The 19,673-nt window shown below is 41.9% G+C and carries 19 protein-coding genes and 1 other annotated feature; of the genes, 17 read left to right on the forward strand and 2 right to left on the reverse strand.

From position 1 onward, the window contains the following. Positions 1-421 precede the first annotated feature (421 nt). Complete coding sequence (locus CDZ88_RS02240; RefSeq protein WP_100371995.1) at positions 422-1,048, reverse strand: RsfA family transcriptional regulator; 627 nt, start codon at positions 1,046-1,048, stop codon at positions 422-424. 237 nt (positions 1,049-1,285) lie between these two features. Between CDZ88_RS02240 and CDZ88_RS02245 the strand changes: the two genes are divergently transcribed. Further along, positions 1,286-3,454, forward strand: a complete 2,169-nt coding sequence (locus CDZ88_RS02245; protein WP_100371996.1) for a PAS domain-containing sensor histidine kinase — start codon at positions 1,286-1,288, stop codon at positions 3,452-3,454. 45 nt (positions 3,455-3,499) lie between these two features. Here the strand turns inward: CDZ88_RS02245 and CDZ88_RS02250 are convergent, their stop codons facing one another. Beyond that, entirely contained in the window at positions 3,500-4,768 is a 1,269-nt protein-coding gene (locus tag CDZ88_RS02250; protein WP_100374567.1) for a replication-associated recombination protein A, read from the reverse strand. 168 nt (positions 4,769-4,936) lie between these two features. Between CDZ88_RS02250 and CDZ88_RS02255 the strand changes: the two genes are divergently transcribed. From CDZ88_RS02255 to CDZ88_RS02330, 16 genes are all read left to right on the forward strand, one after another. Then, positions 4,937-5,665, forward strand: coding sequence for a YczE/YyaS/YitT family protein (locus CDZ88_RS02255; protein ID WP_100371997.1), 729 nt, complete (start codon positions 4,937-4,939; stop codon positions 5,663-5,665). Beyond that, complete coding sequence (cymR, locus tag CDZ88_RS02260; protein WP_100371998.1) at positions 5,598-6,017, forward strand: cysteine metabolism transcriptional regulator CymR; 420 nt, start codon at positions 5,598-5,600, stop codon at positions 6,015-6,017. Before CDZ88_RS02255 ends, cymR begins: the two co-directional genes overlap by 68 nt. A 17-nt stretch (positions 6,018-6,034) precedes the next feature. After that, complete coding sequence (locus CDZ88_RS02265; RefSeq protein WP_100371999.1) at positions 6,035-7,198, forward strand: cysteine desulfurase family protein; 1,164 nt, start codon at positions 6,035-6,037, stop codon at positions 7,196-7,198. Positions 7,199-7,220: 22 nt separating this feature from the next. Continuing rightward, entirely contained in the window at positions 7,221-8,324 is a 1,104-nt protein-coding gene (gene mnmA / locus CDZ88_RS02270; protein ID WP_100372000.1) for a tRNA 2-thiouridine(34) synthase MnmA, read from the forward strand. A gap of 92 nt (positions 8,325-8,416) precedes the next feature. Continuing rightward, positions 8,417-9,073, forward strand: a complete 657-nt coding sequence (locus tag CDZ88_RS02275) for a tetratricopeptide repeat protein (protein ID WP_100372001.1) — start codon at positions 8,417-8,419, stop codon at positions 9,071-9,073. 12 nt (positions 9,074-9,085) lie between these two features. Next, complete coding sequence (gene recD2, locus CDZ88_RS02280; protein ID WP_100372002.1) at positions 9,086-11,407, forward strand: SF1B family DNA helicase RecD2; 2,322 nt, start codon at positions 9,086-9,088, stop codon at positions 11,405-11,407. A 50-nt stretch (positions 11,408-11,457) separates the two neighbouring features. Continuing rightward, a complete protein-coding gene (locus CDZ88_RS02285) occupies positions 11,458-11,934 on the forward strand; it encodes a PRC-barrel domain-containing protein (protein ID WP_100372003.1) in 477 nt (158 codons plus the stop codon). Between the two features lie 14 nt (positions 11,935-11,948). Continuing rightward, a complete protein-coding gene (locus CDZ88_RS02290) occupies positions 11,949-12,137 on the forward strand; it encodes a hypothetical protein (RefSeq protein ID WP_100372004.1) in 189 nt (62 codons plus the stop codon). Positions 12,138-12,160: 23 nt separating this feature from the next. After that, complete coding sequence (locus tag CDZ88_RS02295) at positions 12,161-12,349, forward strand: DUF3918 family protein (RefSeq protein WP_100372005.1); 189 nt, start codon at positions 12,161-12,163, stop codon at positions 12,347-12,349. A gap of 131 nt (positions 12,350-12,480) precedes the next feature. Beyond that, the gene (locus CDZ88_RS02300) at positions 12,481-13,545 is read left to right on the forward strand and encodes an AI-2E family transporter (RefSeq protein ID WP_232718522.1); all 1,065 of its coding nucleotides are present in this window, start codon (positions 12,481-12,483) and stop codon (positions 13,543-13,545) included. A gap of 44 nt (positions 13,546-13,589) precedes the next feature. Further along, positions 13,590-13,795 (forward strand) — a binding site (T-box leader). Positions 13,796-13,845: 50 nt separating this feature from the next. Then, a complete protein-coding gene (gene alaS, locus CDZ88_RS02305) occupies positions 13,846-16,485 on the forward strand; it encodes an alanine--tRNA ligase (RefSeq protein WP_100372006.1) in 2,640 nt (879 codons plus the stop codon). Between the two features lie 89 nt (positions 16,486-16,574). Next, entirely contained in the window at positions 16,575-16,847 is a 273-nt protein-coding gene (locus CDZ88_RS02310; RefSeq protein ID WP_012957793.1) for an IreB family regulatory phosphoprotein, read from the forward strand. Beyond that, positions 16,844-17,263, forward strand: coding sequence for a Holliday junction resolvase RuvX (gene ruvX, locus CDZ88_RS02315; protein WP_100372007.1), 420 nt, complete (start codon positions 16,844-16,846; stop codon positions 17,261-17,263). Before CDZ88_RS02310 ends, ruvX begins: the two co-directional genes overlap by 4 nt. Before the next feature lie 27 nt (positions 17,264-17,290). After that, positions 17,291-17,602 (forward strand): DUF1292 domain-containing protein, encoded by a 312-nt coding sequence (locus CDZ88_RS02320; protein ID WP_100372008.1) that lies wholly within the window; start codon positions 17,291-17,293, stop codon positions 17,600-17,602. A 185-nt stretch (positions 17,603-17,787) separates the two neighbouring features. Continuing rightward, positions 17,788-18,948 carry an endolytic transglycosylase MltG gene (gene mltG, locus CDZ88_RS02325; RefSeq protein WP_100372009.1) on the forward strand — a complete coding sequence of 387 codons (1,161 nt, stop codon included), beginning with the start codon at positions 17,788-17,790 and terminating at the stop codon, positions 18,946-18,948. 70 nt (positions 18,949-19,018) lie between these two features. Beyond that, the gene (locus CDZ88_RS02330) at positions 19,019-19,657 is read left to right on the forward strand and encodes an O-methyltransferase (RefSeq protein WP_100372010.1); all 639 of its coding nucleotides are present in this window, start codon (positions 19,019-19,021) and stop codon (positions 19,655-19,657) included. The last annotated feature ends 16 nt before the right edge of the window (positions 19,658-19,673 follow it).

Genomic DNA, 19,673 nt, shown 5'->3' on the forward strand with positions numbered 1-19,673 from the left:
ATCCCGCCTCTAAACGGCAACCTTCGCTTTTCTTGTCTAGCTGCGGCTCCTTGGGCTGTTGGTAAAACCGGTGAATCCAAAGAAGTCAAAAAGCGACTTCTTATGGCTTCCCCTAGTTTTCCTAAATCCCAGAGCAGTCGCCTTCGCTTTTCTGTCTAGCTCCAGGGCTCAGCGGCTAGTAAAATTCCGTTCGCCTCGGTCGATAAGTCAACATCAGATCACTACGTTCTCTGTGTTTCCTTTATCTCGGTCGCCGCCCTCCATTTTATACGCCGCTAACCGAGCCCCTCCGCTTTTCGTGTCTAGCTGCGGCTCCTTGGGCTGCGGAGAAAACCGGTGAATCGAACGAAGTCAAAGAGCGACTTCTAATCGCTTCCCCTAGTTTTCCCACATCCCAGAGCAGTCGCCTCCGCTTTTCTCTTCACTTTGCGACTTGTTCTAGGTTGCCGTTTTTGTCCATTTTGAAGGCGGGATTTTGGAGGGGTTCGTCGTCTTCTAGGATAGCCATACGGCGGGCTCGGTTCATGATTTGGATGAGTGACTGGTAATCTTCTTCGATGATTGAGCTATCTTGTTTGAGTTTCTGGATTTCTGATTCTAGCTCGCGGTTTTTGTTGATCAGATCTAAGTTTGTTTGAATTAATGCTGCATTTTCTTCTTCTAAGGAAGAGGTATCTTCTTTATGAGATAACGTCTGTAAAAATTGAATCACAGAGTCTAGAGATAACATATTTGTTGTTGCAGATGGTTCGGTATACGTGATCGTCGGTGGATTCCATGAGACGGGCTTTCGTTGGGTATAGAAATGATACGACATTGCGCGTTTGCGTTCTTTACGCTCTTTTTTTGCTTGGGCGATTTGGTTGACATATTTTTGGCGTACTACAGCATTCCACCTAAATCCACACGCGGCAGATGTTCGATTGAGGGCATCTCCGACCTCTTCAAAAGCTTGTAACTGGGTACTACCGTCGCAAATATGTTTAAGAACCGTTTCAGCGAGTAAGACATCATCTTCGTGTGACCATGCATCCTGTCTAACTTTCATTCTGTTCAACTCCTTCTAAATAAATAGTTTCTTGTTACTAGTTACTATGGTCATAAAAAACTATATATATACAAGGGTGATAGAAAAATATGGATTTCATCCCGGAAGTTACATAAGTATGTAAGCCTAATCATTGTGAAAAATGGTGAAAGAACCTTTTTTTATATGGGAGAAACGTGTAAGATATAAAAGAAAAATAATCGGTCATAGAATTCGACAAAATCCGAGGTATCCTTAATGTTAAAAACTTTACGAGCAAAACTATTGTTCTTTTTCTTATCTGCTACATTACTACCATTAATATTTGTAGGATATATTACCTTTCAATCACAAAAGATTGAAATGAATAAGCAATTACATGAATCGATGTATACAATGGCAGATAGTTTAGCCATCTCAATTGAAGATATTGTAAATGAACGTATGATCGACGTGGTGATGCTCGCGAATAATCGATCCATTAATAATCCAGATGAATCCCGAGAACAAGTTCGCGAAGAGTTACGGTTATTTGTTAATGCCCATTCTGTTTTTTTTGGGGCGATGTTTGTTAACACAGAAGGGATCGTTACAGTCGATCTTGATAATACCATTATTGGTACGGATGTGAACACAAGACCTTGGTACCGAGAGGCTAATGCTAGTAGCGGAATTTATTTTTCTGAGATTTTTTATTCAGACGTGATTAATCAACCAACCATCGTCCTAGCGAGTAAAGTGAAAGACGGTGAGGGTGAGGACATTGGAACCGTTGCGGCAATTTTTGATGTGAATTTTTTATGGGATCGACTCGCACAATACCGAAAGCAACAGAAGAATTATGGACTAGAGGGATATGCCTTTTTAGTAAATGGTAACGGAGATATCATATCTCATCCGAATGAAAAGTATATTTTGACTTACAACTATTTAAAGCGAAATAATATGACAAATCCACAGTTTGAAAAATTGGTTATCGACCGAGACATCTACCATTCTGAAGGCAATGACATGATGCAAACCTTTGCGAGAGTAGGGAAAATGCAGGGATTTAATAATGACTGGTATGTCGGTGTATCCGTACCGCAAGATCAAATTAATAATCCAATCAACGAGTTGTTGTTAAAATATCTGATCTTATTCGGATGCGTCTTGTTTATTATTTCTATAGCTGTGCTGAAACTTTCTTCTTACATTGTCCAGCCTTTGCAAAAATTGGTTCATGCAACGAGCGATTTTGCTTTTGGGAAGAAAGTCTATCCGCTAGCACCAGATGCCTATCATGAAGTTGATACGTTAACCCGTACGTTTAATATGATGACGAGGCGATTAGTAGAGCGTGAGAAGAGTCATCAAAAATCCACGCTTATACTCGAGACGACAGACAACGGAGTGTTTGCATTCCATCAAAATAGTCAACGCGTGACAACGTTCAATAGTCAATGTGAGCAATTATTTGGTCTTGAAAAAGAACAGGTGATTGGTGCGACGTTAGACCAAGTGATTGAGAATAATACATCATTTGATCATTTTATTAGCTGTTCTAAATTAGCCGATGTATTGAAAAGCCAAGATTTCAAAAAAAAATATGAGTTTGAATGTACTTTAGATGGAAAAAAGAAGATCTTCTTTGCCAGTGTATCGACTTTACCTAAATTAAATAATGAAGAAGAGCTTGAAGATGTTCTATTGATCTTTATCGATATTACGGATAAGCGCAATATGGAGCTAGAGCTTGTCAGATCAGAAAAGCAGCAACTAGTCGGTCAGCTTGCTGCAGGGTTTGCTCATGAAATCCGCAACCCGTTAACGACGATTCGTGGTTTCATGCAAGTATTTTACCAGTCTGATTCAACAAAGCCAGAGCATAAAGATCATTATCATGTGATGATTAAAGAGATTGATAGAGTGAACATGATCATCGGAGAACTTCTACACATGGCGAACCCGAATGTGATAGGAACAAAATCCGAAACGAATATCAAAGAGCTTTTACAGGATATTGTGACATTATTTGAACCGAAAGCGATTCAAGAACAGGTAAGGGTGGTCTTAGATGTAGAACCGCTTCCGAATGTGTATCTTGAGCGAAGTAAACTTCACCAGGTCGTGATGAACCTTGTTAAAAATGGGTTAGAAGCGATCGATCTAGATGGGAAACTATACGTGCGAGCTTATGAGAGTAAAGAATATGACTCGATTATCATTCAAGTTGAAGATAATGGGGTAGGTATGAACGATGAAACACTTCATAAGCTTGGTACACCATTTTTTACAACGAAAGAAACAGGCACAGGGCTTGGTCTGATGACATCATTTCGTATCATTGATGAAATGGGCGGTACGATGACAGTGAGAAGTGAAAAAGGAGTGGGAGCAACATTTACAATCCATCTCCCTCGCTCAGAAGTGAAAATGTATCAATAAAAATGAAAGTAGTCTCAACAACGACCCGGTGTTGAGACTACTTTTTTACCGTTTATCTAGTTTTTCGTAGATGACAGCTAAGGCTTGTTCAAACTTACCTGTCCGCTTAGGTTCAAAATAATGAGCGTTTTTGAGACGGTCTGGTAAGTATTGTTGTTTGACCCAGCCATGATCATAGTTGTGTGGATACTTATATTCCACTCCTCGCCCTAATGCTTGTGCACCTTTGTAATGAGCATCTTTTAAATGCTTAGGTACATCGCCTACAGGACCTTGACGTATATCAGCAATTGCTGCGTCAATCGCTGTATAAGCGGAATTCGATTTAGGAGAAAGACAGAGTTCAATGACAGCATTGGCGTAAGGAATGCGTGCTTCAGGCATGCCGAGGCGTTCTGCCGATTCAATCGCGGCAAGCGTTCTAGCACCAGCTTGTGGATTAGCAAGACCTATATCCTCATACGCAATGACGAGCAATCGTCTCGCAATACTCGTTAAATCACCCGCTTCAAGCAGTCTAGCTAAATAATGTAAGCCGGCATTCACATCACTGCCTCGAATTGATTTTTGAAAAGCGGATAAGACGTCATAATGAGCATCGCCATCTTTATCATGGTGGAAGCTCTTTTTTTGGATGCACGCTTCAGCTGTTTTTAGGGTAATCGTCTTGGTGCCTTCTTCATCGGCGTACGTTGATTTAATCGCAAGCTCTAAGGCATTTAACGCTGAGCGGACATCGCCTCCACACATTTCAGCAAGGTGGGTAATGGCTTCATCAGACATCGTAACCTTCTCTTGTCCAAATCCAGTATCGGGATCTTCAATGGCACGGACTAAAGCAATTTTTATGTCATCAGGCGTGAGTGATTCAAGTTCAAAGATTTGACAACGACTACGAATCGCTGGATTAATAGAGTGATATGGATTTGATGTTGTCGCGCCGATTAAAATGATCAAACCTTTTTCTAAATGAGGCAAAAGAAAATCCTGCTTTGCTTTATCGAGTCTGTGTACTTCATCTAAAATGACGATGAGTTGTCCGTGCATTTTCGCCTCAGCGACAGCGATTTCCATGTCTTTTTTATTATGAACGACAGCATTGAGAAGTTTAAAAGGTGTATCTGTACTCCCGGCAATCGCTGTAGCAATCGATGTCTTGCCAATGCCAGGTGGGCCGTATAAAATCATCGATGATAATTGACCAACATCAACCATGCGGCGGAGAAGCTTTCCCTCACCGACAAGATGTGTCTGGCCGATGATGTCTTCTATTTTTTTAGGGCGCATGCGGTATGCGAGTGGTTCTTTTTGCATTTCGATCATCTCCATTGCATCTAAGCTCATCTTTCTTTGATAGTGTAGCGGATCTAACTCGAAAAGCAAACCAATCAACATCAGACTGATGAACAAGCAAACCCAGCTTTTAATCAAGGATTTCTGCCACCAACCTAGTCGGAATTCATGCTATAATGACTAAGACTTATGAGGAGAGTGAGAAACCCTTTGAATAGACTAGAAGTACAGAAGAAACCAAGCAGGTTATTCATTCGCTGGGCTGTATTTATGATTGGTCTGATCATCATGTCCTTTGGGATTTCAATGATGATTCGAGCGGATTTAGGAAGTGCTCCGTGGGATGTGTTGCACGTTGGGTTGACTTTACAAGTAGGATTGACAGTAGGCTCATGGTCCATTATTATGGGCTTTCTCATTATTGGACTAACTAGTCTGTTGACAAAGGAATGGCCAAAGCTTGGTGGCTTTGTCAATATGGTATTAGTTGGGGTATTTATTGATATATTTTTATGGATCTTGCCAACCCCTGAAGGATTGTTCTTCAAATTGGCTATGCTATTGATAGGATTAGTTGTGATTGGTTACGGAATCGGCCTTTATATTGCGCCACAACTTGGAGCAGGACCACGTGATAGTTTAATGATTGCCATCCAAATGAAAACAGGCTGGAAGGTGCAATGGGTTCGGGGAGCGATGGAAGTGGTTGTTCTCTCGGCTGGTTGGGTACTCGGAGGACCGATTTTTATCGGAACATTATTATTTTGTTTTGGGATTGGATCGATTGTCGGAGTGACAATGCCTCAATGCCAGCGATTTGTCGATATTTTACTAGAAAGAGGGTCAACACATGAAAATTTCAACCAAGGGACGTTACGGACTCACCATCATGATGGCATTAGCGAAAAAGTCAGGTGAGGGACCTATATCATTAAAATCGATCGCAAAAGAATACAACTTATCTGAGCATTACTTAGAGCAATTGATTGCTCCTTTGCGTAACGCGATGCTTGTAAAAAGTGTACGTGGTGCTTATGGTGGCTATATGCTGTCAAAAGATGCGAAAGAGATTACAGCAGGTGACATCATCCGTGTACTAGAAGGACCGATTAGTCCTGTTGAAGTCTTAGATGATGAGGAGCCGGCAAAACGTGATTTATGGATTAAAATTCGTGATGCGGTCAAAGATGTATTAGATAATACAACATTAGATGATTTAGCGAACTATGAAGAAAAAGGCAAACAAGAATATTACATGTTCTATATTTAATAAAGTAGGTGATTTTGTTGGAGTCTATCTATCTTGATCATGCAGCAACGTCACCTTTAGATCCTGAGGTTGTAGAGGCGATGCTGCCGTATTTTTATGAACATTTTGGCAATCCTTCAAGCATTCATCATATAGGGCGCACCTCCCGTCAAGTCGTCGATGCTGCTCGTGGGCAGATAGCGGACTTGTTGAACGTAAAATCAAGCGAGCTCATTATGACAAGTGGCGGAACCGAAGCAGATAATTTGGCGATCATTGGCTATGCTCTTGAACATGAATCAAAGGGGAAACATATTATTACAACAGCCACCGAGCACCATGCTGTTTTGCATGCCTGTCAGGAATTAGAGCGACGTGGATTTGATGTAACGTATTTACCGGTTGATGAAACAGGCAAAGTTCGCCCTGAAGAAGTCGAAGCGGCTCTTCGAGGTGACACGATTCTTGTCTCGATTATGTATGGAAATAATGAAGTCGGTACGGTGCAACCCATTCAGGAAATTGGCGAGCGGCTAAAAGATCATCAAGCCGTTTTTCACACAGATGCGGTCCAAGCATGTGGCCTTGTGGAGCTTGATTTATCGACGCTTCCTGTTGATATGCTGTCGATATCCGCTCATAAAATTAACGGGCCCAAAGGTATAGGGTTATTGTATACGAATCAGTCGATTAAGCTTCGCCCCTTGCTGTTTGGTGGGGAGCAGGAGAGAAAAAGACGAGCTGGTACAGAGAATGTAGCATCGATCATCGGATTCGCTAAAGCGATGGAGCTAGCCAATCAATCAATACCTGAAAAGCGTGAGCGTTATCTTAGCTATTCACGCATCTTTTTTGATACATTTGCAGAAGCAAACTTGACGTTTGTGCTCAATGGCGACCCAATGGAACGCTTGCCGCATGTGTTAAATGTCAGCTTTCCTGGAGTGGAAGTGGAGCAATTGCTCGTCGCACTCGACATGGCGCGTATCGCGGCATCAAGTGGTTCGGCATGTTCGGCGGGTTCTCTAGAGCCTTCGCATGTGTTACTAGCGATGTTTGGCGAGGGGCAGAACGACAGAGTACGTTCGGCGGTGCGTTTTAGCTTTGGAGTAACGAATACAGAAGAACAAATAAATAAATCAGCAAAAGAAATAGCGAGTATTGTCAAGAGGCTGCAAGAGCAGCAAGTATTTATTCGCTAACGGTGCAGTAGGTGGTGTAGAGATGAAAAAAAGACCTGAAGAGACTAAGGTTGTTGTCGGAATGTCAGGTGGAGTGGATTCATCCGTCACAGCGCTTGTGTTAAAAGAACAAGGCTATGATGTGATTGGGATCTTCATGAAAAACTGGGACGACACAGACGAAAGTGGTTTCTGTACAGCAACAGAAGACTATGAAGATGTAATCCGCGTGTGTAACCAAATTGGCATTCCATATTATGCCGTAAATTTTGAGAAACAATATTGGGATAAAGTATTCACGTATTTCCTTGAAGAATACAAGGCAGGTCGGACGCCGAATCCAGACGTTATGTGCAACAAGGAAATTAAGTTCAAAGCATTCCTGAATCATGCGATGGCACTTGGGGCGGACTATGTTGCAACAGGTCATTATGCACGAGTGGAAGAAGTAGATGGAGAATTTAAATTATTACGTGGGGTCGACAACAATAAAGACCAAACGTACTTCTTGAATGCCTTATCGCAACAACAATTATCTAAAACAATGTTCCCAATCGGGCATATGCCGAAAAAAGATGTGCGTGAAAAAGCACTCGAAGCAGACCTTGCTACGGCGAAGAAAAAGGATAGCACGGGTATTTGTTTTATCGGGGAGCGGAACTTTAAAGATTTCTTAAGTGAATTCCTACCCGCTAAACCAGGTGAAATGCAAACGCTAGATGGCGAAGTCAAAGGGAAGCATGACGGGTTAATGTACCATACTTTAGGCCAACGCCAAGGACTTGGCATCGGCGGAGCAGGCGAGCCATGGTTTGTAATCGGAAAAGACTTAGAACGTAATGTTCTATTGGTTGGACAAGGATTTCATCATGAAGGTCTTTACTCAGAAGGACTTGAGGCGATCTCAATCAATTGGATTGCGAACAAGAAACCGAATGGACCTTTCCGCTGTACAGCGAAATTCCGTTACCGTCAAGAAGATAAAGGGGTAACCGTTTATCCAAAAGAAGACGGGAACATGGTGGTTCAATTTGACGAACCTGAACGTGCGATTACACCAGGACAAGCTGTTGTATTTTATGATGGCGACGAATGCCTTGGTGGAGGAACGATTGATCAAGTGATGAAGAAATGGGGAAATGCCTAATCGGCATTTTCCCATTTTCACTGTTATCTGTAAGCAAGCTTAAATCTATGCGATAATAAAAAAATAGAAATGAACTGAGAGGATGTTTTGTAATGAGTTGGAATGAAAAAGGAATTGCGTACATGAACGAACAAAATTATGAGGAAGCGGCGAAAGCATTTAATGCAGCGATTGAAGAGGACCCAAAGGATGCGACGGCCTTTATTAACTTTGGAAATTTACTCGGTGCGATTGGTGAAGAGGAGCGAGCACTTGTGTTCTTCGATAAAGCCATTGCGCTCGATGAACAAGCAGCGACAGCGTATTACGGAGCGGGGACGATCTATTACAAACAGGATCAATTTGAAGAAGCCGTTAAGATGTTTAAGCAAGCGTTGGTGAATCAATTAGAGGAAGCTGATGTCTTCTTTATGCTAGGGATGAGTTACTACCAATTAGGAGCTTTGCCTCATGCGATGGCAAATTTCAAGCGTGCGATTGAGTTAAATGAAGCTGATATTGATGCACGTTTCCAGTACGGATTGACGCTTGCTCAACTTGAACAAGTGGATGAAGCAGTGATTCAACTTGAAAAAGTCGTCAGTGATGCACCGAATCATGCGGATGCCTTTTTCAATCTTGGGGTAGCGTATGCGTATAAAGAAGATGCCGCAAAAGCGTTACAAGCCTTTGAAGACGCCCTACGTATTCAGCCAGATCATGCACTTGCTGCCAATGGAAAGAAAACCGTCGAACAAGCCATGCAATAAGGGTGATAGATGATGACAGATGAACAGTTGCCTCCAAATGAAGAAAGTGGAATAGAGCGCGGATATATTAAAGGTGAAGTTTTACACCTTGTTTTTCGTAATGAAGAAAATGCCTACACCGTTGCGTTAATTCGAGTGATTGATACAAACGAAGAAGTGAAAGAGAAGAAAATCACAGTGGTTGGAACCTTACCACAACTAGATGTTGCTGAAACGTTCTTATTCTTTGGTACGATCACCGAGCACCCTAGATTCGGTCAACAATATCAGATCGAACAATTTAGACGAGATCTCCCGCAAACAAAGCAAGGAATTATTCAATACTTAGCAAGTGGCAGATTTCCTGGTATTGGAAAGAAAACTGCTGAAACGATCGTTAATACATTAGGTGAACGAGCAATCACCCGCATTGTTGAAGATCGATCCGTGTTAAAGGTCGTGCCAAAGCTTTCAAAAGAAAAAGCCGATCAACTGTATCAACAACTTATTGATCAGCAAGGTGTAGAGCAAGTCTTAATGATGCTCTCTAAGCACGGGTTTGGTTTAGAATTATCGATGAAAGTATATCAAGCGTATAAATACCAAGCGATCGATATTATCCAAAACAATCCATATAAATTGATCGCTGATGTAGAGGGAATTGGGTTTCGAAAAGCCGATTTACTCGGGGCTGCTATTGGGCTTACAGGCAATCATCCTGACCGCATTCGTGCCGGTTTATTGTTTGTTGTTCAAGAATTATGTTTACAAGATGGGCATGTCTACATTGAAAAAGATGCACTCATTCCTCATGTTCAGCAATTACTCGCAGCACCAAATGAGGCAATTACCATGGGCGAAATTGAGCATGTGCTGTTAACGATGGAAGAAGAGGACGCGCTTGTGTTAGAAGATAGTCGTGTCTATATTAAGTCATTGTTTTTTGCTGAAAAGGGCATCGCCACGAGTGTAAGACGATTAATGGCGACCGAAGTGAAAGATGAGTTTCCTGAGTCCGAATTTATGAAAACATTAGGCGAATTAGAAGAAGAGCTTAAAATTGAATATGCCCCTTTGCAAAAAGAAGCCATTCAAACGGCGCTCTCTTCCCCGTTTATGTTGTTGACAGGTGGGCCAGGAACAGGGAAAACAACGGTCATTAAAGGTATTGTTGAGTCATATGCACGATTAAAGGGACTTTCACTTGATCCAGGGGCGTACACAAAATCAAACCCATTTCCGATTCTACTCGTTGCTCCAACCGGTCGAGCGGCGAAAAGAATGAGCGAAGCCACCGAACTTCCAGCGGTCACGATCCACCGTTTACTCGGATGGAAAGGTGGAGCAGGAGGCTTTGATAAAGGGGAGCATGAGCAGCTTGAAGGGGAATTAATAATTGTTGATGAAGTATCGATGGTTGATATTTGGCTCGCCAATCAATTACTTAAATCAATTCCTAAAGGTATGCAAGTGGTCTTTGTAGGTGATCAAGATCAGCTGCCTTCTGTCGGACCCGGTCAAGTATTAAAAGACTTTCTCGACTCCGCTGTTGTACCGATTGTTCCATTAACAGCGATCTATCGTCAAAAGGAAGGCTCTTCGATTATTGAATTGGCCCACGAGATGAAGCAAGGGAAGATGCCTGCTGATTTACCAGAAGCGAAACCAGATCGACGTTTTTTCCCATGTACGAACGATCATGTTCAACATGTGGTTACACAAATTTGCGAAAATGCGATGAAAAAAGGCTACGTCGCCAAAGACATTCAAGTGCTTGCTCCGATGTATAAAGGGCAAGCAGGAATTACCGAACTAAACCGACTGCTGCAAGAGCTTTTTAACCCGAAAACCGAGCAAAAACGAGAAATTGTCTTTGGGGAAATTGCTTTTCGGACTGGAGATGTCGTTTTGCAACTCGTTAATAACCCAGAAGAGAATGTTTATAACGGCGACCGAGGCGAGATTGTCGCGATCTTTTATGCAAAAGAAAACACAGAAAAGCAAGATCAAGTCGTGATTAGTTTTGATGGAACCGAAGTCGTCTATAACAAGAAAGATTTAAACCAAATCACACACGCCTATTGCTGTTCGATTCATAAATCACAAGGGAGTGAATTTCCGATTGTGGTCATGCCTGTTGTACGAAACTACTCAAGGATGCTCCGTCGAAATTTACTTTATACAGGCATTACGCGCGCTAAAAAATTCTTGTTATTATGCGGGGAATTAAAATCGTTTCACACTGCCGTTACAAGAAGTGACGAGCTAATTCGTCACTCGATGTTAAAAGACAAACTCATTGCGCTAAAAAAAGGGCGAGAAGAATATGAGAATGGAAATGGTCAACTAACATAACAACTTACAGATGCCACATACTATAACTGTTCGGAAAGGTGGGAAGTACTTTGCGAACTTTTTCAACCGTCGAAGGCCTGCCGGTCATTGAACAGGGTACGGGGATAGAGTGGGGCTATGTGATTGATTTGTTAGTAGGGCAAGATATGCAGATTGAAGGGTTTGTTGTCGATAAAAAAGGGTGGTTTAATCACCACATGTTCCTACCAGTTCAGGCGGTCGCAAGTTTTGGAAGTGATGGAGTGATGATCAGTGAACACTTAAAGCTGTCACGCTTTATTTCGAAAGAGCATCAGGCTTATCCGCTTAAGCTCGGGAAAAAGCGGCTTGGAGGAAGATCGTTATTAACCTCTGAAGGGGAAAAAGTTGGACTGGTAGAAGATGTATATTTTGATGAAGAAGTGGGGACAATCGTAGGGTATGAAGTGACCGATGGATTGGTAGCTGACTTAGTAGAAGGACGAAAGGTGATTTTACCTAAAGGTCCTCTTGTCATAAGTAAGGACAACGCCATCGTGTCGATATAAGGAGGCCCAGGCGTATGCAATGTCCGAACTGTAAATCAAAAGACATCGGAAAAATCGGCACAAATCAATACTACTGCTGGAATTGTTTTGTCGAGATGAGCTTGGTTAAAAGTAGATTATCGCTTCACCAAGTAGAAGAAGATGGCTCACTTAGTTCTTTAGATGACTTGTTTGATGACCAAGACCTAAATGTTGGAATGTAAACCTATAAAGGTGGTGTCATCCAATGAGGAAAGCCGTCACGTCATTAGTTGCAATCGGTGTGGGAGCGGCAGCTTATTCAATGAGCGGTCGCAAAAAACAGCGTAAATTTGATCAGTTCATCCAACCGATTAAAGAGTTTGACTTTAACCAGTACGTCAACAAACGTACGTGGAACAAAACAAAAAAGCAATTAGCAAAACGTTTTTCATAAGGTGAAATTTGGCGTGTCTGTCGTTTTGAACAGACACGTCTCTTTTCAATTGGTTGACTCTTTCATAAACTTTCTTACTTTGCACAAACTATAAAAACGTATGGAGTGAGTGTGGGAAGGAGGTGACGGGTGTGGATAACTTGTATCGACAGAAGTGGATCATTAATTTAACGATCATTTTACTTGTTTTTCTTGTCATTTTTATGGCGATGCAAGTCGGTATTATTTTTGAACCCTTTATTCGAGTCATTAAAGCACTGTTACTTCCTTTGTCATTTGCCATTCTTTTTTCTTATTTTCTTCACCCACTAGTAGAAGGGTTACATAAATCAGGATTGCCACGAATAGTCAGCGTTCTTCTCGTCTTTGTAACATTACTACTTGCAATTGGAGCGCTTATTTTTTTCGGTGCACCTGCTTTAATCGAACAAGTGCAACATGCAATGGCTATATTGCCAGAGCAAGTTTCCGCTCTTGAGCAGGTGATGTTGGACGTCCAAGGTAGGATTCGAACACTACCTCCGCAAATTCAAGTTCATATTGACGAGTGGACGGCACAGGCCAATAAGCTAGGAGCGAAAGTATTAGATCAAACGGAATCGGTCGCTTTATGGATCATTCAATCGATCTTTAGCTTAATGGTTATACCGTTTCTCGTATTTTATTTTTTGAAGGATTACAATCTTATTGAAAAAGTGGCGTGGTATATCACTCCTAGAAAGTGGCGTCATGGCTTAAAACAGTATGTGATCGATGTCGACCACACATTCGGCAGCTTCATTCGCGGACAGCTCCTTGTCTCACTAGCGGTAGCCATTCTTTCGAGCTTGGCATTATGGCTCATCGGTGTGCCGTATCCTTTTTTGCTTGGACTATTCATAGGTGCGACAGATATGATACCATATTTTGGTTCGTTTATCGGGGCAGTTCCTGCTGTAACAGTCGCGCTGCTTGAATCGTGGCAACTTGCTCTCTTTGTTGTGGTAGCCATTATCATCGTTCAACAAATCGAAGGAAATGTATTATCTCCTGTCATTGTCGGAAGAACACTGCACCTTCACCCTATTTTAATCATTTTAGCACTTTTGATTGGGGTGGAATTAGGTGGGGTGATTGGACTATTAATTGCTGTGCCAACCCTTGCAATTGTGAAGGTGACCCTTGTTCATATTCGTCTATATTTCATCAATCATTGACAAGTGCAGCAACGCTTTCCTATAATAAAAGGCAGATGAAAATAGTAAACACGTTGACGGAACGAGTACGAATCAGACCATATCAAGAGAGGCGGCTCCTTAGGCTGTGAGGGCTGCTATGTGAAGAGATTTGGAATGCTACTCCTGAGTGCAGGGAAACCCTGCCGCTAGCTGCGTTACAGCTTCGAGTGATGGATAAATTTATCCATAATTAGGGTGGCACCGCGTGAAGATAACTCTCGTCCCTTGTGTTAGGGATGGGAGTTTTTTGTATGCTTATAAAAAAAGGAGATGAAGAAAATGAAAACATTAACGTCAGCAGAAGTACGTCAAATGTATTTGGACTTCTTTAAAGAAAAAGGTCATGATATTGAACCGAGTGCGTCCCTTGTTCCCCATGAAGATCCTTCGTTACTATGGATCAATAGTGGAGTGGCAACGTTAAAGAAATATTTTGATGGCCGTGTTATTCCGAGTAACCCTCGAATTACGAATGCCCAAAAATCAATTCGTACAAATGATATTGAGAACGTCGGAAAAACAGCTCGCCACCACACATTCTTTGAAATGCTTGGAAATTTCTCGATTGGTGATTACTTCAAAGAAGAAGCGATTGAATGGGGATGGGAATTTTTAACGAGTGACAAATGGATCGGATTTGATGCTGAGAAGTTATCTGTCACAGTCCATCCAGAAGATCATGAAGCTTACAATTACTGGGCAAAGAACATTGGTGTACCAGAAGAACGCATTATTCGTCTAGAGGGAAATTTCTGGGATATTGGGGAAGGTCCAAGTGGTCCCAATACAGAGATTTTCTATGATCGTGGCCCATCATACGGCAATGATGAGTCTGACCCTGAACTGTACCCAGGTGGAGAAAACGATCGTTACTTAGAAGTGTGGAATCTAGTGTTTTCACAATTTAACCACAATCCTGATGGTACATATACGCCACTTCCAAAGAAAAACATTGATACAGGAATGGGCTTAGAGCGTATGGTCTCAGTCATTCAAGATACACCAACGAACTTTGAGACAGACTTATTTATGCCAATTATCCAAGCAACCGAGCAATTAACACCGATTCAATATGGTACAAGCACAGAGCATGATGTCGCTTTTAAAGTCATCGCAGACCATGTTCGTACGGTCACTTTCGCAGTAGGTGACGGAGCTCTTCCATCGAATGAAGGTCGTGGCTATGTCTTACGCCGTTTATTACGTCGTGCTGTTCGTTATGCAAAGCTAATTAATATAGACCGACCGTTCATGTACGAACTTGTGCCAGTCGTCGGTGAGATCATGGTCGACTTCTACCCAGAAGTAAAAGAGAAAACAGACTTCATTCAAAAAGTGATGAAAACCGAAGAAGAACGTTTCCATGAGACATTAAACGACGGCTTAACTATTTTAGACAAGATAGTAACAGAGGCTACTGAAAAAGGCGAGAACATCATTTCAGGTCAAGATGCGTTCCGTTTATATGACACGTATGGCTTCCCTGTTGACTTAACAGAAGAATATGTAGAGGAAAAAGGGCTAACGGTCGATCGTGCAGGATTTGAAGCAGAGATGGAGCAACAGCGTTCTCGTGCACGTGCTGCTCGTCAAGATTCAGGCTCAATGCAAGTGCAAGATGAGCTCTTAGGTCAAATTAATGAAAGCAGCACATTTGTAGGGTATGACCAATTAACTGCAGAAGGTACAATCAGCGTGTTAATTTCTAATAAAGAGCGTGTAGATAGTGTAGAAGCGGGTGCTACGGCTCAGGTGATTTTAACAGAGACACCGTTTTATGCTCAAAGTGGTGGCCAAGTGGCTGACACAGGAACGATTCAAGCAGAAGGTGTCCTTGCTCGTGTGACGGATGTGACAAAAGCACCTAACGGACAACACCTACACATCATCACAGTAGAAGAAGGCGTGCTACGTGCAGGTCAAGTGGTCACTAGTACGGTTCTTGACACAGCACGTATTGGAATCATCAAAAACCATACAGCGACTCATCTTCTGCATCAAGCATTAAAAGATGTCCTCGGAACACATGTTAACCAAGCAGGGTCTCTTGTGACGGAAGATCGTTTACGCTTTGACTTCTCTCATTTCGGTCAAATGACGAAGGAAGAGTTAACGACGATTGAAGAAATCGTGAATGAAAAGGTGTGGAATGCGCTAGCTGTTGAGATCGGTGAGAAAAGCTTAGCTGAAGCAAAAGAAATGGGTGCAATGGCGTTATTCGGTGAGAAATATGGTAAAACCGTTCGTGTTGTACAAGTAGGTGATTATTCTCTTGAGCTATGCGGGGGTTGCCATGTTCGAAGTACCGCTGAAATCGGCTTGTTCAAAGTGGTTTCAGAGTCTGGAATTGGAGCTGGAGTTCGTCGTATTGAAGCGGTAACTGGTCAAGGTGCTTACGAATTTATGAACAGCCAATTACGCTTATTGTCTTCAACTTCTGACTTAATAAAAGCGAAAAACGTTAAAGATGTTCCTGCAAGAATTGAAGCGATGCAACAACAAATTCGTGATTTACAACGTGAGAACGAATCATTATCGGCAAAAATGGGCAACATGGAAGCTGGAAACCTAATTGATGAGGCTGTAAAGGTCAATGGTGTACGCGTTCTTGCAAAAGAAGTTAATGCAACCGACATGGACGGGTTACGTGCGATTGTTGATAAATTAAAGCAAGATCTTGATTCAGGGGTCATTGTTTTAGGTGCGGTTTCTGGAGATAAAGTAAACCTTGTTGCAGGAGTGACGAAAGATTTAATTAGTCAAGGGCATCATGCAGGAAAATTAGTAAAAGAAGTAGCTTCACGTTGCGGTGGTGGCGGTGGCGGGCGTCCTGATATGGCACAAGCTGGCGGTAAAAATCCAGAACAATTAAGTGAAGCTCTAGCATTTGTCCCAGAATTCGTCAAATCCATTTCCTAATTTGGACTAAATCGTGTACAATAGAAGTAGAGAACCTTTGATGTTCACTTTGCAGTAAATAAAGGTAAAGAAAGAAAGAGGTGTTTGTGATGAGCTCTATGGACAAGACAATGCAATTTAACTTTCCAGACGATTCCGTTGATGTTGACGTCCAAGAGGTATTACTTTCGGTCTATGAGGCACTTGAGGAGAAGGGTTACAACCCCATTAACCAAATTGTAGGGTACCTACTATCAGGTGATCCAGCCTATATTCCTCGTCATAAGGATGCACGTGCTCTAATACGAAAGCTTGAACGTGATGAATTAATCGAACAGTTAGTGAAGTCTTATTTATCACAGCACCGTAAGGAGAATGAATGAGAGCTTTAGGATTAGATCTCGGAACGAAAACAGTCGGAATAGCAGTTAGTGATGCGCTAGGATGGACAGCTCAAGGCCTAGAGACGTTGCGACGTAACGCGGAAGAGCCTGAGTCTGACTTTGTAAAAATCGCCCAAATCGCTAAAGAGTATGAAGTGACGACGATTGTTATTGGTTTACCGAAAAACATGAATGGTTCCATCGGCCCTAGTGGTGAGCGGTCGCAAGAGTTTGCAGACACCCTCAAAAAACATCATGATTGTGAAATGGTGATGTGGGATGAACGCTTAACAACCGTCGCGGCAGAGCGGATGCTCGTATCGGCTGATGTGAGTCGTAAGAAACGTAAAAAAGTAATCGATAAAATGGCAGCTGTTATGATCTTGCAAGGATACCTAGATCGTAAGAGTATGTAGTATGAAATAGAAGAGGTGTAGACAATTATGTCACAAGAAAAAGATCGTATTGTAATCCCAGATGAGCACGGAACAGAACATTTATTTGATGAGTTATTTAAATTCACGGTTGATGAGACTGGTAAGAATTATATCTTAGTTACACCAGTTGGCGACAGTGAAGACGACGATGATGACGAAGAAGGCGAAGAAGTTTTCGCATTCCGTTATGAAGATCGCGATGATGAAGAGAATGATATCGGTCTATTCCCAGTTGAAACAGACGAAGAGTGGGAAATGATCGAAGAAATGCTGAACACATTCACTTCTGAAGAAGAAGAAGAAGATGAAGAAGAGTAATCTAGAATAAAGAACCCTTTTGCCTATAATGGCGAAAGGGTTCTTTCCTGTAAAAATACCGTTGATGGGGCAAACTACATTCAACGAAAAAACGAATGGGAGAGAATTATTTTATTATCAAAGTAATTTGTTTGCTGACAAGTGTTTGTTTTATAGTATAATGAGACGGTGGAAGGGGGAGAATGATGTCTGATTCCAACGAAAAACCACGAAATGACCTGTATGAACAACGAGTTTCAGAGGCAAAAGTGGTTCGAAAAATTGTTCTCTATAGTATAATTGGACTTGCTGTAATGGGGATTATCGCCATTATAAGTGGTTATTTTTATTTTAAAAGTGTATTAGGACCAGTGGATTCTGGTGAGGGAGAAGTAGTAGAGGTGACAGTGCCAATCGGTTCCTCATCAAATCAAATTGGGCAAATTCTTGAAGACGAGGGACTCATTCATAATGGAACCATCTTTAGATACTATGTTCGTTATAAGAATGAATCTGGTTTCCAAGCTGGAGAGTATGCTTTATCCACGTCAATGACGATGGATGAGATGATTGAGGAGTTAAAGGAAGGCCGAGTGATGGAAGAGCCTGAATTGATCTTTACGATCCCAGAAGGGCGCTGGCTCGTTGATATCGCAACCATGATAGGAAATGCCACAGTTCATGAGGCAGACGACGTCGTGGATGTATTAACAGATGAGGAGTATATTGAGAGCCTTATCGAGCAATATAGCATGTTGACAGAGGATGTACTAGATGAAGACATTCGTTACGCTCTTGAGGGGTACTTATTCCCTGCAAGGTATGACTTTATCGAGGCAGAGCCTTCGATTGAAACGATTATTGAGGCAATGCTCGACCGAACACAAGAGACGTTTGATCAATTTGCCTCTCAATTAGAAGATAGTGAGTATACGGCTCATGAAATTTTAACACTCGCTTCGATCATTGAAAGAGAAGCACAAACATCAGAAGATCGTTACAAAATCTCAGGTGTACTGTATAATCGTCTTGAGCAGGACATGCCCCTACAAGTCGATCCGACGGTTGCTTATGCGATTGGTGAGCATTTATATATGACGACTTATAAGAATTTAGAGATTGATTCACCATATAACACGTATCGTTACAGAGGAATTCCGATTGGACCGATTGCCAATCCAGGGCAAGATGCAATCCAAGCGGCATTTGAACCTGAAAATACAGATTACTTATTTTTCTATGCTCGTTATAGCGGGGAAGTTATTTACAATGAGACGTATGCTGAGCATGACAGGACACATCAGCAATACCGTCAAGAATGGGTAAATGCAGCCAAAGAGCAACAAGAAGAAACCGAGACAGAGTAGACAAGAGAGAGGGGATGTGGATTGTTCACACTCCCTCTCTTTGTGCGTAAATGATTGTGAGGTGTAAAGAATGATTTCATCTGAAGTAGAAACGTATTTAAAATCACTCGTTCCAAAGCGCGACCCGAGAATCGAGGAGATGGAACAATACGCCAAAGAACATCAAGTGCCGATTATGGATTTAGTCGGGATGGAGAGTTTGTTGCAGCAGCTTAAGTTAATTCAACCTAAACGCATCTTAGAAATTGGAGCAGCGATTGGTTATTCATCGATTCGAATGGCCGATGCCCTACCAGATGCTGGGGTTGTAACGATTGAACGCGATGAACCTCGGTATATGGAAGCTTTGGAAAATATACGTAAAAATGAGCTTGCAGACCGAATACAGGTACGATTTGGTGATGCGCTTGATTTAGCCGAAACACTTGAATCTGAGGACCTATTTGATGTATTATTTATTGATGCCGCCAAAGGGCAATATCAACGTTTTTTCGACTTGTACGGAAAAATGGTAAAACCAGGCGGAGTTGTTTTTTCTGACAATGTTTTATTTAGAGGTTTAGTAGCCGAAGATGTAATAGAGGAAAAGCGATTACGATCGATAGTGAAGAAGCTACGAATATACAATGAATGGTTAATGTCGCATCCAGACTATGAGACCCGGATCTTACCAGTCGGAGATGGACTTGCGATTAGTATAAAGAAATAGTGAAGTTAGGGACGGT

Source organism: Bacillus sp. FJAT-45037 (assembly GCF_002797325.1).
Lineage (GTDB): Bacteria > Bacillota > Bacilli > Bacillales > Bacillaceae_D > Alkalihalophilus.

Bases quoted from the DNA above. Each gene is read 5' to 3' on its own strand.
- CDZ88_RS02255 (WP_100371997.1), top strand. From the start codon at position 4,937: ATGAGGAGAGTGAGAAACCCTTTGAATAGACTAGAAGTACAGAAGAAA.
- alaS (WP_100372006.1), top strand. From the start codon at position 13,846: ATGAAAACATTAACGTCAGCAGAAGTACGTCAAATGTATTTGGACTTC.
- CDZ88_RS02320 (WP_100372008.1), top strand. From the start codon at position 17,291: ATGTCACAAGAAAAAGATCGTATTGTAATCCCAGATGAGCACGGAACA.
- ruvX (WP_100372007.1), top strand. From the start codon at position 16,844: ATGAGAGCTTTAGGATTAGATCTCGGAACGAAAACAGTCGGAATAGCA.
- CDZ88_RS02330 (WP_100372010.1), top strand. From the start codon at position 19,019: ATGATTTCATCTGAAGTAGAAACGTATTTAAAATCACTCGTTCCAAAG.
- CDZ88_RS02290 (WP_100372004.1), top strand. From the start codon at position 11,949: ATGCAATGTCCGAACTGTAAATCAAAAGACATCGGAAAAATCGGCACA.
- mltG (WP_100372009.1), top strand. From the start codon at position 17,788: ATGTCTGATTCCAACGAAAAACCACGAAATGACCTGTATGAACAACGA.
- recD2 (WP_100372002.1), top strand. From the start codon at position 9,086: ATGACAGATGAACAGTTGCCTCCAAATGAAGAAAGTGGAATAGAGCGC.
- CDZ88_RS02275 (WP_100372001.1), top strand. From the start codon at position 8,417: ATGAGTTGGAATGAAAAAGGAATTGCGTACATGAACGAACAAAATTAT.
- CDZ88_RS02250 (WP_100374567.1), bottom strand. From the start codon at position 4,768: ATGCAAAAAGAACCACTCGCATACCGCATGCGCCCTAAAAAAATAGAA.
- CDZ88_RS02295 (WP_100372005.1), top strand. From the start codon at position 12,161: ATGAGGAAAGCCGTCACGTCATTAGTTGCAATCGGTGTGGGAGCGGCA.
- CDZ88_RS02310 (WP_012957793.1), top strand. From the start codon at position 16,575: ATGAGCTCTATGGACAAGACAATGCAATTTAACTTTCCAGACGATTCC.
- mnmA (WP_100372000.1), top strand. From the start codon at position 7,221: ATGAAAAAAAGACCTGAAGAGACTAAGGTTGTTGTCGGAATGTCAGGT.
- cymR (WP_100371998.1), top strand. From the start codon at position 5,598: ATGAAAATTTCAACCAAGGGACGTTACGGACTCACCATCATGATGGCA.
- CDZ88_RS02245 (WP_100371996.1), top strand. From the start codon at position 1,286: ATGTTAAAAACTTTACGAGCAAAACTATTGTTCTTTTTCTTATCTGCT.
- CDZ88_RS02240 (WP_100371995.1), bottom strand. From the start codon at position 1,048: ATGAAAGTTAGACAGGATGCATGGTCACACGAAGATGATGTCTTACTC.